Source organism: Vulcanococcus limneticus LL, from assembly GCF_002252705.1.
Classification (GTDB): Bacteria; Cyanobacteriota; Cyanobacteriia; order PCC-6307; family Cyanobiaceae; genus Vulcanococcus; species Vulcanococcus limneticus.
Map to the genome: position 1 here is coordinate 1 of NZ_NQLA01000061.1, position 14689 is coordinate 14689.

At 63.1% G+C, this 14689-nt stretch carries 15 protein-coding genes and 2 pseudogenes; 6 read left to right on the plus strand and 11 right to left on the minus strand.

Annotated features, from left to right (window positions below; genetic code table 11):
* Positions 1-97 precede the first annotated feature (97 nt).
* A pseudogene (locus tag CJZ98_RS15525) lies at positions 98-715 on the plus strand (IS5 family transposase); the annotation flags it as partial.
* Positions 716-1095: 380 nt separating this feature from the next.
* Here CJZ98_RS15525 and CJZ98_RS18495 read toward each other — a convergent pair.
* Both CJZ98_RS18495 and rhuM read right to left on the minus strand, forming a co-directional pair.
* Positions 1096-1674 carry a hypothetical protein gene (locus CJZ98_RS18495; protein WP_157911033.1) on the minus strand — a complete coding sequence of 193 codons (579 nt, stop codon included), beginning with the start codon at positions 1672-1674 and terminating at the stop codon, positions 1096-1098.
* A 345-nt stretch (positions 1675-2019) separates the two neighbouring features.
* Complete coding sequence (rhuM, locus tag CJZ98_RS19585; protein WP_198537881.1) at positions 2020-2406, minus strand: RhuM family protein; 387 nt, start codon at positions 2404-2406, stop codon at positions 2020-2022.
* A 333-nt stretch (positions 2407-2739) separates the two neighbouring features.
* Between rhuM and CJZ98_RS15535 the strand changes: the two genes are divergently transcribed.
* On the plus strand, positions 2740-3033 hold the full coding sequence (locus CJZ98_RS15535; protein ID WP_232756530.1) for a type II toxin-antitoxin system TacA family antitoxin: 294 nt from the start codon (positions 2740-2742) through the stop codon (positions 3031-3033).
* A gap of 416 nt (positions 3034-3449) precedes the next feature.
* Here CJZ98_RS15535 and CJZ98_RS15545 read toward each other — a convergent pair whose 3' ends face one another.
* The 8 genes from CJZ98_RS15545 to CJZ98_RS15580 all read right to left on the minus strand — a co-directional run bounded on the left by CJZ98_RS15545 (position 3450) and on the right by CJZ98_RS15580 (position 8962).
* Positions 3450-5012, minus strand: a complete 1563-nt coding sequence (locus CJZ98_RS15545; RefSeq protein ID WP_232756531.1) for a class I adenylate-forming enzyme family protein — start codon at positions 5010-5012, stop codon at positions 3450-3452.
* A gap of 241 nt (positions 5013-5253) precedes the next feature.
* Complete coding sequence (locus tag CJZ98_RS15550; RefSeq protein ID WP_094592034.1) at positions 5254-5940, minus strand: LrgB family protein; 687 nt, start codon at positions 5938-5940, stop codon at positions 5254-5256.
* On the minus strand, positions 5937-6302 hold the full coding sequence (locus tag CJZ98_RS15555; RefSeq protein ID WP_157911034.1) for a CidA/LrgA family protein: 366 nt from the start codon (positions 6300-6302) through the stop codon (positions 5937-5939). Before CJZ98_RS15555 ends, CJZ98_RS15550 begins: the two co-directional genes overlap by 4 nt.
* A 47-nt stretch (positions 6303-6349) precedes the next feature.
* The gene (locus CJZ98_RS15560) at positions 6350-6844 is read right to left on the minus strand and encodes a cupin domain-containing protein (protein WP_198537877.1); all 495 of its coding nucleotides are present in this window, start codon (positions 6842-6844) and stop codon (positions 6350-6352) included.
* Positions 6845-7080: 236 nt separating this feature from the next.
* Entirely contained in the window at positions 7081-7464 is a 384-nt protein-coding gene (locus CJZ98_RS15565; protein WP_094592037.1) for a type II toxin-antitoxin system PemK/MazF family toxin, read from the minus strand.
* A complete protein-coding gene (locus CJZ98_RS15570; protein WP_094592038.1) occupies positions 7461-7721 on the minus strand; it encodes an AbrB/MazE/SpoVT family DNA-binding domain-containing protein in 261 nt (86 codons plus the stop codon). Before CJZ98_RS15570 ends, CJZ98_RS15565 begins: the two co-directional genes overlap by 4 nt.
* Before the next feature lie 468 nt (positions 7722-8189).
* A complete protein-coding gene (locus CJZ98_RS15575) occupies positions 8190-8690 on the minus strand; it encodes a GNAT family N-acetyltransferase (RefSeq protein WP_094592039.1) in 501 nt (166 codons plus the stop codon).
* Between the two features lie 5 nt (positions 8691-8695).
* On the minus strand, positions 8696-8962 hold the full coding sequence (locus tag CJZ98_RS15580) for a type II toxin-antitoxin system TacA family antitoxin (RefSeq protein WP_198537879.1): 267 nt from the start codon (positions 8960-8962) through the stop codon (positions 8696-8698).
* Positions 8963-9156: 194 nt separating this feature from the next.
* Between CJZ98_RS15580 and CJZ98_RS15585 the strand changes: the two genes are divergently transcribed.
* On the plus strand, positions 9157-10158 hold the full coding sequence (locus CJZ98_RS15585) for an HIT domain-containing protein (protein ID WP_232756532.1): 1002 nt from the start codon (positions 9157-9159) through the stop codon (positions 10156-10158).
* A 187-nt stretch (positions 10159-10345) separates the two neighbouring features.
* Here the strand turns inward: CJZ98_RS15585 and CJZ98_RS15590 are convergent, their stop codons facing one another.
* The gene (locus CJZ98_RS15590; protein ID WP_094592040.1) at positions 10346-12337 is read right to left on the minus strand and encodes a DUF2075 domain-containing protein; all 1992 of its coding nucleotides are present in this window, start codon (positions 12335-12337) and stop codon (positions 10346-10348) included.
* Positions 12338-12624: 287 nt separating this feature from the next.
* On the opposite strand from CJZ98_RS15590, the pseudogene CJZ98_RS15595 reads away from it, so the two are divergent.
* The 3 genes and pseudogenes from CJZ98_RS15595 to CJZ98_RS15605 all read left to right on the plus strand — a co-directional run.
* Positions 12625-13983 (plus strand): annotated as a pseudogene (locus CJZ98_RS15595) (DUF3427 domain-containing protein); the annotation flags it as partial.
* A gap of 86 nt (positions 13984-14069) precedes the next feature.
* Entirely contained in the window at positions 14070-14276 is a 207-nt protein-coding gene (locus CJZ98_RS15600) for a HicB family protein (protein WP_094592041.1), read from the plus strand.
* Positions 14269-14484 (plus strand): type II toxin-antitoxin system HicA family toxin, encoded by a 216-nt coding sequence (locus tag CJZ98_RS15605; protein ID WP_094592042.1) that lies wholly within the window; start codon positions 14269-14271, stop codon positions 14482-14484. The genes CJZ98_RS15600 and CJZ98_RS15605 overlap by 8 nt, the downstream gene beginning before the upstream one ends.
* Positions 14485-14689: the final 205 nt, after the last annotated feature.

Below are 14689 nucleotides of genomic sequence, written 5' to 3' on the forward strand. Positions count from 1 at the left end.
GGCATGCAAGCCGTAACTCACGACATCACGGCGCTACTGGCGATGGCGATGAGAAAGCCAGAACCAAGCTCGAGTTAAGACTTTGAATCAGCCCTGCATGAGCATGCGTCAAGGCACGATCGTCGATGCCACCTTGATCGCCGCACCCAGCTCCACCAAGAACAAGGAGGGGAAGCGGGATGCGGAGATGCATCAGACCAAGAAGGGCAACTAGTGGTACCTCCGCTTCGCGGATGGCTTCGCCTACGGGATGAAGGTGCACCTGGGTGTCGACAAGGACTCAGAACTGATCCACTCAGTCGTCACCACGTCTGCCAACGTGCATGACCTCATTCCAGTTGCCGAGCTGCTGCATGGTGATGAGGAGGTGGTCTACGCCGTAGCCGCAGGCTTCTGCGAAGCAGTTGCTGGTTACCAGGGCATCGCCAACAGGGCCGAGATGGCTGGCAAGCCAACGACGTTCCGGGTGGCAATGCGACCAGGCAAGCGGCGAGGCCTGCCCGACACCCCAGACGGCAAGCTGTTGAATCTCATCGAGATGGCCAAAGCCCACATCCGCGCAAAGGGTGAGCACCCTTTCCGGGTGATCAAGCAGCAGTTTGGCTTTCAGAAGACCAGGCTGTGCGGTATGGCCAAAAACCGCTGCAAGGTCAACGTGCTCGCTGCACTGACCAATCTATTTCTGGCGAGGCGCAAGTTGCTTACGGTGGCATGAAAGAAGGAGCAGTGGCGAGAAGAGGTGATCTATCGATGCAAAGGGGTTTGAGTCAATTCTGACCCAGCCATCGAGAAGCTGACCTCAGCGAATTCTCAAGTCCCTTTTGCCCAGAGATTCCCTAGTGTTCCATCACCATTGAAGTCCACAACGGCCTTCGCGTTTCTCGTTGGCAACTTCTTCCTTAATGGGTATGCGGCCAATCCATTCGCTGTGGGAACTCACCAGCCAGCAGGTGGCTCAACTGACAAGACAAACTGTGGACTAAGCGCCACGGACAGTAGCAGGAAGGCTCGCGATCCTATGCTGTAAAGGCACTGTAGCTGGGGCGACACGAAGTACGGTCGCTTTATTGATTATGGCAGACGAAAACCGACCAATCATTCTGCAGATGCTCCCAGGAAGATAGAGGATACTCGTCCATCCTGCAGGGAAAAGATAAGCCCCCCATAGACCGACCCGGCGACTATGGACCGAGAGGTATCGCTCTCTGATAAATTGATCTCAGCCTTGTAGGCTCTCATCACAGTTAGGGCATCAGTCCCGATGCCAACACCTCTGCTTGTATTGAATTCACAAGGGCTGCTAGCTTTGATCATGGCGATTCTTTGCTCACCAGCTTCGGTTACCATATCGAAAGAAAGACCCACCTTATCATAAATCCATTGCTGATGCTCCTGGGCATCCGCTCCCCAAACTTTCGCTTCCGATTTGGCCTCAGGATTTCCGAGAAGTTTGACTATTTCGTCTGAAGATAATCCGATTCTGAGGGGGCCTAAGCTGTCTGTTTTCAGCAATTCCCAGCCAATAGCAGAAAAGTCTGTTTCCGCCCCGCTGGCATCTTGAGCGCTCGCGGTAGGTTGTAGTTGCATGATTATGGGAGGTTCTGCTTTGCTCCCATCCATGTGGCACAGGCTGAAAAGTGCAATGAGCATCACACTATACTTTGCGTTCCTCATCAATGGTCTCGTCATCTAGGTTCGACATTCATGCTAAGCGACCTGCGGCATCCCTTGACACAGCCCGCCATAGCCAACTTAGCTGTCGTAGATCCGTACCACGAGCAACGCCAACCAGCTGATGCGCATGTGGCTGGAGCCGATGGGGCTGCGCGGGGAGATCGAGCGGCTCAGCTTAAGAAACCATTCTGGGAGTGACTGACCAGGGCTTGCAGGTGGCTTGCTCCCTGGCCAAAGGGACCAAGGGCCGTTGGCATGTCGGCACGAGTGGTTCTCACCCCGCTCCCCCAGCAGAAGCCACCTGCGACGTCGTTCCTGGTGCTCCTCGATCGCGACCCCTTGGCGTCATTCCATTCGGTGGGGCCATTGGCGAGGCGCGCGAGCAGCACCGCGGCGGCCTGGCAGGGGGGCACTGACTATGTCGCCACTTGACACCTTCAGACGGACAACGGCGGGTCTCACCTCATTTGGTCTCAGCAGCAGGAAGGTCTTCGTGTAGCGGCCGATGACATCGAGATGCCAGCACCCCTGGTGCTCGCGGAGCATACGGATTACCCACAGGTGGAACTGGGTGCCACGCTTTGAATTCACCCGATAGCCGACCGAAAGAATGGTGTCCAGGTTGAAGAACTCCTTGTGCCGGCCGACTTCCCTCTCGCCCCACCTCTCCGGTGTCGAAGAGATTGCGTAGGTGCCTGGATATGACGGACTTTTCGCGGCCGAACAGCTCAGCGATCTGGTTCAAGGAGAGCCAGGCCGTTTCCTGGTCGAGGCGGACATCCACCTGAGCACTGCCGTCCGGAGCCTCGTAGATGAGGATCTCGCCGCTGGCGGACTTGGAGAAGCTCATCATGGTGGCCCCGCCTGGGCTTGGTCAATCGCCCGCATGGAGCACCTGGGCGCGGGAGTCGTAGGAAGCCTGGCTGGTAGCGATCAGGCCGCTGAGCATGCTCCTGGCATTTCTTCTGCCTGCTGAGCAGAGGCTAAGCGGTACCAAGGGAATGGGCAGAGCCGCTGTCAGTCACTGATGGCCTACTGAGTGGCCGTACAGTGGTCGTACAGAGAGTGCGGCCCTTGGATTCCGTCAGCACCCGTTCCCGCAATCGACGCATCGAAGTTCGGGCAACAGCTGAGGACCGCCTGCTGATCGATCGGGCAGTCATCGCTTCCGGCACTGATCTCACCGGGTTCGTGATCACCCATCTGCGCCTGGCTGCCCAGCAGGTGCTGGCCGACCGCGAACATTTCTGCCTTGACCCCGAGGCGCTCGACGCCTGGGAGCGCATGAACGAACGGCCGGCACGCCCGCTGAAGGGTCTGCGCGCGCTGATGGATCGGCCCTCACCGTTTCAGGAGTGAGCGCCAGCTACCGATCGCCCCGGCTGCTGGCCCCCACCGATCGCCTCGACGGTTTCGAAGCCGATCCGAAGAGCAGACGATCTGGTTGAGACAGCACGCCCGCCAGGCCCATGCCCGGGGTGGCACCAGCCGGGTGTTTGTGGTCACCGAAGTCAGCGGCAGCGATGAGGTGGCCTACTACGCCTGATGCCTGTTCAGCCGCACGGCACAGAGCAGCACCGACGTGGGCTGCCGGGGATTGCTCGTCCATGCCGAGATCGCTTCGGCCAAGGAGTTCTACCTGCACCTGGTCCAGGAAATCGAGCCGTCCCCCACCGACCCGTTACACCTGGTGCTGCTGATGAAGGACATCCTTCGGACGCTGGGGGTGAGTGGCGGGCAAGGTGCTGCCGCTGGTGAGCCCTGGGCCGACAAGCTCAGTGGGCGTGCAGCCCATCCGCCGCCAACTGCCGCAGGGCCAGCCGGTCGGTCTTGCCCACGGGGGTGAGGGGCAGCTGCTCGAGCACGCGGATCTCCTCCGGTGCCTTGTAGCCCACCCGGGCCCGGGCGAAGGCGATCAGTTCGGCTTCGGGTGGGGCTGGATGATCCGGGCGGAGGGTGATGTAGGCCCGCACGTTCTCGCCGTGCACCGGGTCGTGGATGCCGATCACCCCCACCAGATCCACGGATGGATGCTCGGCCAGCGCCTCCTCCACCTCCTGGGGGCAGATGTTGGAGCTGTCGTGCACGATGATCTGCTTGCGGCGGCCGCAGAACCAGAAGTAGCCGTCGGCGTCCACGCGCATCTCATCGCCGGTGTCCAGCCATCCCTGGCGGATGGTGTCTGCGGTGGCCTTGGGGTTGTCCCAGTAGCCCACCATCTGCGAGGGAGCCTGGAGCCAGAGGCGTCCCTGCTCGCCAAGGGCCACCTCGGTGCCGTCTTCATCGCGCAGGCTGGCGCTGAACCCCGGGCAGAGCCGGCCTACGGAGCCGATCCGGTTCGGGCCCGACGGGGGCGACAGGGTGGTGTAGCCGATCTCGCTCATGCCGAAGCATTCATCGATCCCGAAGCCGGCCGCCGCGCGGAACTCCTCCTGCAGCTGATGGGGCACCTTGTCGCCGCCGCTGATGCAGAGGCGCACCGAGCTCAGATCCGTGGGCTGGAGCCGTTGATCCCGCAGCAGTTCAAACAGGGCGGCGGGCAACATCAACAGCACCGACGGCCGATGGCGCCGCAGCAGGGTTTCCACGGTGGGGGCGTCGATGCGGCTGGCGATCGCGGCGGAGGCGCCGGCGGCCAGGGCGGCCAGCACGAGGGAGGAGGAGGCGATGTGGGCCAGGGAGCTGCCGGCCAGCACCTCTTCTCCTGCGCGGAGTTCGCTGGCCTGGATCAGGGAGGTGAGCACCGCGGCGAAGCTGGCCCGGCTGTGGGTCACGCCCTTGGGCCGGCCGGTGCTGCCGGAGGTGAAATAGATGAAGCAGGGATCGTCCGCGGCCAGATCGGGCCAGGGCGGGGCCTCATCGCCAGGCAGTGCGGCAGCCAGCAGGGCGTCGAAGCCGGTGGGATCGTCGATGCGGTGGCAGCCCCGGGGGAGCTGGCCCGCCACGGCGCTGGCCTGCACATCGGCCAGCCGTTCGCCATGGAACACCAGGGCCGCGGCGCCGCTCACCGTGAGGGCATAGTCGATTTCCCGGGGCACGTAGCGGTAGTTGAGCGGGGTGAGCACCAGGCCGCTGCGCAGCCCGGCCAGGTAGTGCACCACCAGCTCCACCCGGTTGGGGATCAGCGAGGCGAGCCGGTCGCCCCGCCGCAGGCCGAGCCGCTGGTAGACCCGGGCCAGCTGCTCCGCCCGCCGGTCAAGCTCGGCCCAGCCGATGCTGTGGTCGAGATCCTGCAGGGCCGGTGCCGCCGGGTCGCGCCCCAGGCCGGCCTCCAGGAGGCGGTTCAGGTTGATCGGCGGGGCCAGGGGCGGACCGTGGTGGGGCATGGAACGACGCATGCCGGGTCACTCTGGCAGTGGTCGGTGTGCCGCAGCAGCCACTGCGGCAGCGCGGCCAGATCAGTGCCTGGCTGGAGGCGCCGCCGCTGATCGGGAACTGCCGAGACGTCAATCGATCCAGCCGCAGTCCGGGAGGGCGCCTGGGGTTCTGAAGGATGGGGCCTGGGCGCTCCGGGCAGGATCAGCCACCCCAGCCTGAACCGCCTCCCACGCCGGCTGGATCCCCTAGACCTCCAGCCGCTCAGGAGCGCCTGAGGAAGGCCGCCAGTGGCAGGGCCAGCAACGCCACCGCCACGGCCGCCAACGCCATGGCCACGGAGGCGATCGCACCGGTGAGTTCTCCCTCGCGGAAAGCCTGGGCCACGCCCTGGCCGCTGGAGATGGTCCCCAGCGCCAGCCCCCGACCCAGGGGGCTGCGTACCCCGAGGCGGGTGAGCAAGGCCGGGCCGAGGATCGTGCCGAGCAGCGCCGAAGCCACCACAATGCCCGCCACCACGGGAGCGTCGGCACCCACCTGGTGGGCCAGGGCGATGGCGACCGGGGCCGTGGCGCTCTTCAGGCCCAGGGCGGCCTGGAGTGGGGCTTGCAGCCCCAGCAGTCGCGCCAGGGTCACGGCGGTGACCATGGCCACCAGGGTGCCGCCCACCACGGCCGCCGCCACCCGGACGCCGTGATCCAGCAGCACCTGGCGATGGCGATGCAGCGGCACGGCCAGGGAGACGGTGGCGGGCCCGAGCCACCAGGTGATGGCGTCGCTGGCGCCGCGGTAGCCCTCCAGCCCGTTGCCGGCCAGCGTGATCGCCACCATCACCATCGGGGTGCTCAGCAGCACCGGCATCGTGAGGGGGGAGGGATGGCGGCGGTTGATCCAGCGGCTCAGCGCATAGGCCAGCACCGTGAGCGCGAGGCCCAGGAGGGTGAGGGTCATGGCGCGGGCGCCGGCGGCCGTTCCCCGAGACCGGGCCGGGTGCCGATCCAACCCGCCGCTGCGATTCCTGCCGCCGTGCTCACCAGGATCACCAGCAGAAGCATCAACCCGTGCTGGCGCAGCAGGCTGCCGTAGGCCATCAGCCCCACCGCGATCGGCACAAAGAAGAAGGCCAGGTGGCGCTGGAACAGAGCCGCCGCCTGCCCCAGCCACGACTCCCGCACCAGCCCCGTGAGCAGCAGCAGGGCCAGCAGCAGCATGCCGACGAGATTGGAGGGAAGCGGCAGCGGCAGATGGGGCGTCAGCGCGATCGCCACCTGATCAACGGCGATCAGGCCCGCGACCTGGAGGGCGAGCACCATGATGCGGCGCATAAACGGGCCCCGTGATGGGGCGCCCTGGGGAGCGCTCACTGCACCAGCACGGGAGGCCGACCGAATCCCTGCTCCTCGCACAGCTTCAGGTAGGTGTCGAGGCGCGCCTTGCCGAAGACGATGCTGGCGATGGATCCCTCGGCATCGATGTTGAGATTGGCACCATGGATGTGCCAGCGCACGTGGGTGTTGTCTTCAAGGATCTTGAGGGTGTGCACCGATGAAGCGGGTTCGAACAGAAAGGAACCGGCGCGGTTGACGAAATCCGATTCCACATACTTCCAGGAGCCGGAAAAGGTATGACCCCACACACTGCCGGTGTGCATGTGCATCGGGCTCTCGAAATCCTTCATGAAGATGTTCTCGGTGACCCACACGTTCTCGGTGGGGAACACCTGGAGCACCCGCAGCAGATTGCCTCCGCCAATGTCCACGAAGGGCAGATCATCGGCGCCGAGATGCACCGCCGAAGGAGCCTGCTCCATCCACTCCCTGTGAATGGGGTGATCACCATCAACTCCGATCAACATGGTTCCGCTTGGTCTTGCCGGCGTGGCCCCATTCTCTCCCAAGAATTGGTGCGCTGGGAGGCCGCGGGTCTGCAATCGGCGTCAACAGGGCACTGGCGCGACGTGCCGCCCGCCACCAGACCTGGCCGTGGCGCAGGCGATGGGAGAGGTGCTCGCTGGCAACGGCATCACCCACCAGGGCAACGGTGCCACCTCCCCGGAGGGTGTCGATCCGCATGACCATCGCGGCCCATGGACTACGCCACCAACCCAAGGATCTGCCCCACAATCGCCATCACCTCCTCCAGCTGGGAGTCGTTCAGTCGCCCGATCGGATGCGGGCGAGCGCCCCTGGCGCGCCAGTCGAAGGATTTGAGTTGCTGGCAGAGCACATAGCTATGGCAACCCGGCCGATCGGGGATGGGGCCCAGGTCCACAGCAAGGGTGGAGCCACGGTTGTAGGGCGCTGACGTCATGGCGCAGCCCACCACCAGGCCCACGGTGGTGTGGAAGGAAGCGGTGGAAAGCACCGCAAAGGGATGGTGATCCTTCATCTCGCGACCGGCCTGGGGGTTGTGGTCGATCCAGATCACGTCGCCGCGATCGGGCACCCAGCCTTGGACGGCACGGCGGGGACTCACTCGATGACCTCAGCACCAACCGGAGGGAAAGCCATGGCCTCTGTGGGTTTGCCAGCCATGGGCTCGTAGGCGGCCAGCCGTTCGGCCAGGGAAAGGCGACGCTGCACCGGCCGGATCATCACGCCTCCCTCCACAACGGAGAGTTCCACGGCCTGATCCACCTGAAGCTGAGCCTCACGGGCAATGGAGGCGGGCAAGCGGATGCCAAGGCTGTTGCCCCAGCGGCGCAGGGCCTGGCGGGAAGGGGTGGCAGCCATGGGAATCAGACGTATAAACAAAAGTATAGACGCTCCAGGCCGATGGGGCGGCACACAAGCGCCCAGAGCCGGGCTTGCAGCAGCCGCTTCACGCCCACGCCAGAAGGGATCCCAGCAGGGGCGCCTGCCTGACGGACAGCGGCAAAGCCAAACCTGGCCATGGAGCCCGGCAGCCGCCAGCCCCGCCCCAGCGCAGGACGTGGCCCGCCGGATCCTGGCAAGCGCATGGTGGGCCGGGTTCACCTTCAACGGCACCACCGCCTATGGCGATGGCCACGACAGCCTGATCGGCGGCGACGCGTTGAGCGATGGCGAGGGCGACTCGCTGCTGGCGCTCTGCCGCAGGCGCCTCGATGCCTTCCGCGAGGAGCGCGGCGAAGAGGTGCTTGCCCACCGCAGCCGCCACCGCAGCCCGATCAGCGGCTTAGTGAAATACCGCGTTCACCGATGTGCCCTGAGCCGCACAGATCACAAAGTCAAGGTTGCCGCCACATCGGAGAGACGGATCAGCAGGGTGTCGGGGTCGATGGGTGAGAGATCAAAACCCATGTGGAGATAGAAGCTGCGGGCTTCCGCGGAGGCGGCATGAACCACGATGCCTCGCACGCCGATGTGTGTGCTGGCCTGCAGCACCCGCTCGAACGCATCGGCGAGCAGGGCACGAGCGATGCCGCGTCCCTGGACGCTGCGGCAGACCGCCAACCGCGCAAGCACCACCACTGGAATGGGATCGGGCATGTTGCGTCGAAAACGCCCAGGGGCTGCGACCACGGCCACCGCCCCGGAGGCCAGAGCCACATAGGCCTTGACAATGCCATCGCCGTTGCAGACCACGAAGCTTCGCGTCGCACCGCTCTGCTGGTTGGACAGGGCACGCTGCTGGAGCCAGTGGTTGAGGTCGGATTCGCCGCAATCAAAGCCGGAGGTGTTGTGATGCTGCGCCAGCGGCTGCGGCGCGAGCAGATCCATCAGCGTTACCAGGGCCTGGGTGCCGTCATGGTGCGTCGCAGGCGATCCGTGGGACTGGGCGGAGCATCGAGCTGGCGAAGAAACTGGTCAAAGTGCTCAGGCGAAACAGCCTGCCAGGCGTGCTGCACCAGCAGCTCACGGGCGGCGGTTCGGGCCGCCTGCAGAACAAAGTCGGTTCGGGTGAGGCCGGAGGTACTGACTGCGCGATCGATCAGCGCCTGATCGTCGGGCGTGACCCGCAGATTCCAGCTGAGACGAGGGGTGGCAGCCACGGATGAACAGCAGGCCTGAAGCCACCCTAGCCCCCATGGGTAGACGGTGTCTATGCGCATGATCATGGTGGCTATCGACAGGGGCATCACGTTGGGGCGCATCTGACCAGGGATGGGCGATGGAGTCAGAGAGGGTCATCTCTCGTTCTCCCCCACCAATGCCACCCCCCGTCTCACCCAGCCAAGATGCCCCCATGCCCCTGCCCCCCTCCGCCACCTACGAGCGCCTGCGCGAGTACATCGCCAAGCAGATGCGCATGAGCCACATCTATCAGCCCCTGATGCTGATGGAACTGCTCGGCCGCCGCAGCCCGGCCCCGGCGCAGGACGTGGCCCGGCGGATTCTGGGAGAGGACGTGACCCAGATCGATTACTACACGGAGCGAGTGAAACGGATGGTGGGCAAGGTGCTCACCTTCAACGGCATCACCCGCTATGGCAACGGTGCCTACACCCTGATCGGCAGCGACGAGCTGAGCGACAGTGAGCGCGACGAACTGCTGCAGCTGTGCCGCCAGCGGCTGGATGGCTTCCGCGCCCAGCGGGGTGAGGAGGTGTTCGCCCACCGCAGCCGCCACCGCACGCCCATCAGCGGCTCGGTGAAGTACCGGGTGCTCACCAGGGCCAGGGGTCGCTGCGAATGCTGCGGTGCGCACGAGCACCAGCGCGCCCTGGAGGTGGACCACATCATCCCCAGGAACCAGGACGGCTCCGACGACATCAGCAACCTGCAGGCGCTCTGCTTCCGCTGCAACGCCGGCAAGCGCGACACCGACCGCACCGACTTCCGCGGGATGCAGGCCAGTTACGGGATCCGCGAGGCGGACTGTGTGTTCTGTGCGCTGGAGGGCAGCGGCCGGGTGCTGCTGGAGAACGAACTGGCGCTGTGCATCGCCGATGCCTACCCGGTGACGCCGGACCACAGCCTGGTAATCCCAAAGCGGCATGTGGCCGATGGGCTGGCCCTGCACCAGCCGGAATGGAACGCCGTGGTTGAGCTGCTGAAGCAGCGGCGGGAGCAGCTGAGCGCCCAAGACACCACAATCAGCGGCTGGAATATGGGGCTGAATTCAGGCGAGGCGGCCGGGCAGACGGTGTTTCATGCGCATTGGCATCTGATTCCAAGGCGGGTGGAAGATTGCGAGGTGCCGAGAGGTGGGGTGCGGGGGGTGATTGGTGAGAAGCAGGGGTATTGATAGTCGCTTCGAACGCGTCGGTGGAGCAGTGGCTGAACGCGACCGCACGAAACGACTGTTCCGACAAAGGCAGGCAAGTGTTCTGCTGTTTCATACATGAAGCTCTTATACTTGCAGAAACATCTTGGGGATTGTCCAAAAAAGGACTGGCTTCGTATCCCAACGGCCATAAGGCCGATTTTCTTGGCTAGATGACTGTCATCCCAAGCCCGGCCAGATATTCATACGTCGTGTCGTAGTACTCCGGCTTTCGCGTCACATCACTTCCTAATCCCTCTGGAACTAGTATTACCATCCCTTGCCGAGCTCGGGTTAACAGGACCCGATAGGCGTTCTTAAGATAGGACTTTCTCTCAGCCGCCTTTATCTTGTTCCAACGCATAGCCTGCTTATTCGGAACCGCGCGAAACTCGTATGTATCCCACCTGTCACCTGCGTATCTATAGTCAGCATCCCAGGCAACGCATACCCAGTCGAGCTCAAGTCCCTGCACATCAAATTCAGTTGCAACATCTTCCATAAAGAAAGACGAACGCACATCATCGCGGCCATTCAGAAACCAATGCACTGGGCTAGCTTTTGCCTTCACATCCAGCGCCAACGGCCTGAGTCGGGCACCTTTGGATGAAGCGACGATGCCGTATCGTTCCGACCCGCGCGCCTGTACTTTCAGCCAAGCTTTTGCCTTCTGGATGTCGCGAGTTAGCACCAATGGATAATGTTCCAAAATCTCGCTTGCCACAGTCCGAGCATGCTCGCTATTGACGTCGAGCAAATACTTAACGAACGAAGACACCTTGTCACTTCGGAATGATCGTATCGATGTCTTTAGATGCAGTTCGGAACAACGGATGACCATGCTGTGCTGAGCGAGTGCTTCCTCGGTCTTTTCTGCCCCGAATTCCGGATCAAGGAGGTTGTCAGATACGTAGATCTTCCAATCAGGGAAGGATCGATTCACTGACTCGATCCATTCCCCGATACCAGCCTCGCCAGTGTTGATCTCCTGCCCACCACCTACTAAGCAGACTATGACGGCCCAATCCTGATGTCTGTTCATACAAGATATCAAGAACTCGGGTTCGGACATGCAGAAGTTTGGCTGATTCTTCTTGCGCTTCATGAAGTCAATGGTCATATCCCGAGTCCATGCCCTTTGGGCTTCATCGAAAATTGCTACGTGCTCAATGGGTGGTTTTATGAGATCATGGAGGCCTTCATCTCGGAAATGGTAAATATTTTGAACGAATGCCTTCACCTCGCTTTGGGCTTCACCCTTTCTGATCTTCTCGCCCGCCTCTTTGGCGCGCAGCACCTTGTCCCGGGCTAAAGCCTCTTGCAAGACGGCAACTAGCGGCCCATTTCCTGAAAGATACACGCTATAGAGTTCGTCTTTGGCATTGATATGTCTTGTTGCAATGTCAAGCCCGACAAGAGTCTTGCCGGCACCAGGCACGCCGGTCACAAAGCAAACCGCCTTTTCACCACTTCTGCGCGTGGATCTAATGATTTCAGATACAGATGCAGAGGTTTTTGTCAGGTTGTCACCAGCATCGTTCTTTGTAATATCAGCTACTGAATGGCCGCGATAAAGCGCTAGTGTCGCTTCAATTATCGTCGGGGTTGGCTTGTACCGGCTCTGCTCCCACTCCAACCCATTCAATGCAGGGCCTTGCGCTGTTGCCAGGCCCAGTTCAATGGCCTTGGCAATGCCTGCCCTGTTGGCTTTCATCGGCTGGAATAGCCGGCCCCTGGCAATGATGGTCTCTTTGGATGCTTGTGCTGTTGGTGCTTCGGTGGCGATAAGTATAGGGATGACGAATTTGTCGTGGCTGCCTTCGTGGAAGTTTGCAAGATCGAGTCCATAGTCCATGACCTGTTCAAGGTCCTGCGCTTGGAATGATTTCTCGCCCACTTTGAATTCAATGACGAAGATCGCTGGCCCGATTAGAGCGATCGCGTCGACACGGCGTCCCATGCGTGGGATAGAGTATTCGAAATAGATATCTCCATCGCGGCCGGCTAGGCCTTCCTTAAGGACTGTAATCTGTTCCACCCACGCATCACGCTGTTGGGGGGTGAGATCAAATGAATTAACAGCAGCCATCTGGCCGAGGATGACAGCTTGATCTGCAGTGGCGAAGTGGGAGAGCGTGGATTTGTAGAAGTACCGGTTCATGGTGTGAATTCGCATTTATCCAGATTTCTCAAAAGAACTCCTGCGAAACACGCATTACTTTTGCGACTCACGAATAGATCTTGCTTTCTCACTTGCTGCCTGTCATCGCTACAGGGCGGCAGCTTGGCTGCCGCTCCGCGGATCCAGCCCAGGCAATCAGGATTTCCTCTCATACCACACAAGGCGTGACCCACCATATCTAAGCCCATCCCCTCAACAAAGCCACCTACTAGACCCTCGCTCAGTTAGCTGAGACCCTCCACTGGCAGGCGCTCTTCGACCATGCTGAAACCCTCCAGCGCCTGCACACCGGCGAGCTGCAGATCCTCTTCGCGGTCGACCTGTTCAACGAAGGCCTCGACATCCCCTCGATCGACACCGTGCTGCTGCTGCGGCCCACCGAGAGCGCCGTGGTGTTCCTGCAGCAGCTGGGCCGGGGCCTGCGCCTCTCCCCCGACACCGGCAAGAGCTGCCTCACGGTGCTCGATTTCATCGGCCAGCAGCACCGCCGCTTCCGGTTCGACCTCCGCTACCGCGCCCTGCTCGGCGGCAGCCGCCGTCAGCTGCAGGAGCAGCTGCAGCAGGGATTTCCGTTTCTGCCGCCCGGTTGCCGCCTGGTGCTCGATCGGGTCGCCAGCGAGCGCGTGCTCACCAGCCTGCGCCAGTGCCTGCCCACGCGCCGTCCCCAGCTGCTGGAGGAGCTGCGCTCCCTCCACGCCACCGGCGAGATCGGCCCCGCCAGCAGCCTGGCCGCCTGGCTCGAGGCGCTGGCCATGGACCCGGCCGACTTCTACGCCATCGGCGGCGTGAGCTTCACCGCCCTGCGACGCGAGCTGGGCTGGCTTCCGGATCCGCCCAATCCCGAGGAGGAACGCCTCACGCGCGCGCTCGCCAACGGTCTGCTCCACCAGGACGACCCCGATCGCCTGCGCTGGCTCGCGGCCCAGCTGGAGGCCGCCGCGCCCCCCGATCCCGCCGACCTGGGCGAGCGCGAGCTCCGCCAGTGGCTGATGCTCACCGTGCAGCTGTTCGGCACCGGCCGCCGCTTCCGCCCCCTGCCAGGCGCCCTGGCCGTGCTCTGGCAGGCCGCCGCCTGGCGGGAGGAGCTGCGCCAGCTGCTGCTGCTCCTGGCCGATCGGGCCGACCACCGCCTGCACCCCCTGCCCTGGACCCTGCCCATCCCGCTGCGCGTGCACGGCCGCTACACCCGCGCCGAGATCGAAGCCGCTTTCGGCGTCCTCAGCGCCGACGCCCCTTGGATCCACCGCGAAGGCGTGCTCTGGCACCAGGCCACCCAGTGCGACCTGCTGTTCATCACCCTGCGCAAAAGCGAATCCCTCTTCTCCCCCTCCACCCGCTACCGCGACCTGGCCCTCGGGCCGTCGCTGTTCCACTGGGAGAGTCAGAGCACCACCACGGCCTCCTCCGCCACCGGGCAGCGGTATATCCACCACGAGGCGCGCGGCTCAAGGGTGCTGCTGTTTGTGCGGGAACAGCGCCGGCAGGGGACGGTGACCGAGCCGTTTGTGTGTCTGGGGTTCGCGCGCTACGAAAGCCACGAGGGCGAGCGGCCGATGGCGATTCGGTGGAGGTTGGAGCGGGAGATCCCGGCGGCGTGGCTGCCGGTGATGGCGTTGGCGGTTTGAGGGGGCGCCAGACTGGAGGCCACACCACCCCGGCGACCATGACGAGCGCCACCCCCCGTCAGACTGAGAGCACTGAATCCCGGCCGATGGAACTCACTGCAGTGCTTTCCCCCGCGGAGGAAGGCGGCTACGTTGCCTTCAACCCGGAAACGGGCACCACCACGGAGGGTGAAACAATCGAGGAGGCCCTCTCCAACCTGCGCGAAGCCACCACGCTCTACCTTGAGGAGTTCCCCGCCGTCATCAAGGGCCATCCCCTTGTGACGATGTTCAGCGTTCCTGTGCATGCCTAAGCTCCCGCACCTTTCCGGACGGGAGATCATCCGAGCCCTGGAGCGCATGGGCTTTGCTGCTGTTCGCCAGAGTGGCAGCCATGTGGTGATGCGGTGCGGCAGCAGGGGGTACGTGGTTCCTCTCCACAAGCCGGTCAAGGTTGGGACACATGCTGGTCTGCTGAGACAGGCCCAAGTTGATCCGCGCGAATTCCTGGACCTTCTCTGAACTGGAGCGGAACCGGATCACACCGGCCACCACCGCAATGGAGGGGCGCTGACGGGCCTCCTGTTCATCACCCTGCGTAAACGCGAAGCCCTTTTCTCCACCTCCACCCCAGGGCTGCCTAAAAGTGTGATCAGGTCTTGGTGTCGGCCGTCATCACCCCTCCCAGGGCCAGCATCCCCTTGATGTCGTAGGCCAGCTCGCGAAA

Coding starts and splice junctions, on each gene's coding strand:
- CJZ98_RS18495 (WP_157911033.1), bottom strand. CDS start 1,674: ATGAGGAACGCAAAGTATAGTGTGATGCTCATTGCACTTTTCAGCCTG.
- CJZ98_RS15545 (WP_232756531.1), bottom strand. CDS start 5,012: ATGCGTCGTTCCATGCCCCACCACGGTCCGCCCCTGGCCCCGCCGATC.
- CJZ98_RS15550 (WP_094592034.1), bottom strand. CDS start 5,940: ATGACCCTCACCCTCCTGGGCCTCGCGCTCACGGTGCTGGCCTATGCG.
- CJZ98_RS15555 (WP_157911034.1), bottom strand. CDS start 6,302: ATGGTGCTCGCCCTCCAGGTCGCGGGCCTGATCGCCGTTGATCAGGTG.
- CJZ98_RS15560 (WP_198537877.1), bottom strand. CDS start 6,844: ATGTTGATCGGAGTTGATGGTGATCACCCCATTCACAGGGAGTGGATG.
- CJZ98_RS15570 (WP_094592038.1), bottom strand. CDS start 7,721: ATGGCTGCCACCCCTTCCCGCCAGGCCCTGCGCCGCTGGGGCAACAGC.
- CJZ98_RS15575 (WP_094592039.1), bottom strand. CDS start 8,690: ATGGATCTGCTCGCGCCGCAGCCGCTGGCGCAGCATCACAACACCTCC.
- CJZ98_RS15585 (WP_232756532.1), top strand. CDS start 9,157: ATGCCCCTGCCCCCCTCCGCCACCTACGAGCGCCTGCGCGAGTACATC.
- CJZ98_RS15590 (WP_094592040.1), bottom strand. CDS start 12,337: ATGAACCGGTACTTCTACAAATCCACGCTCTCCCACTTCGCCACTGCA.
- CJZ98_RS15600 (WP_094592041.1), top strand. CDS start 14,070: ATGGAACTCACTGCAGTGCTTTCCCCCGCGGAGGAAGGCGGCTACGTT.
- CJZ98_RS15605 (WP_094592042.1), top strand. CDS start 14,269: ATGCCTAAGCTCCCGCACCTTTCCGGACGGGAGATCATCCGAGCCCTG.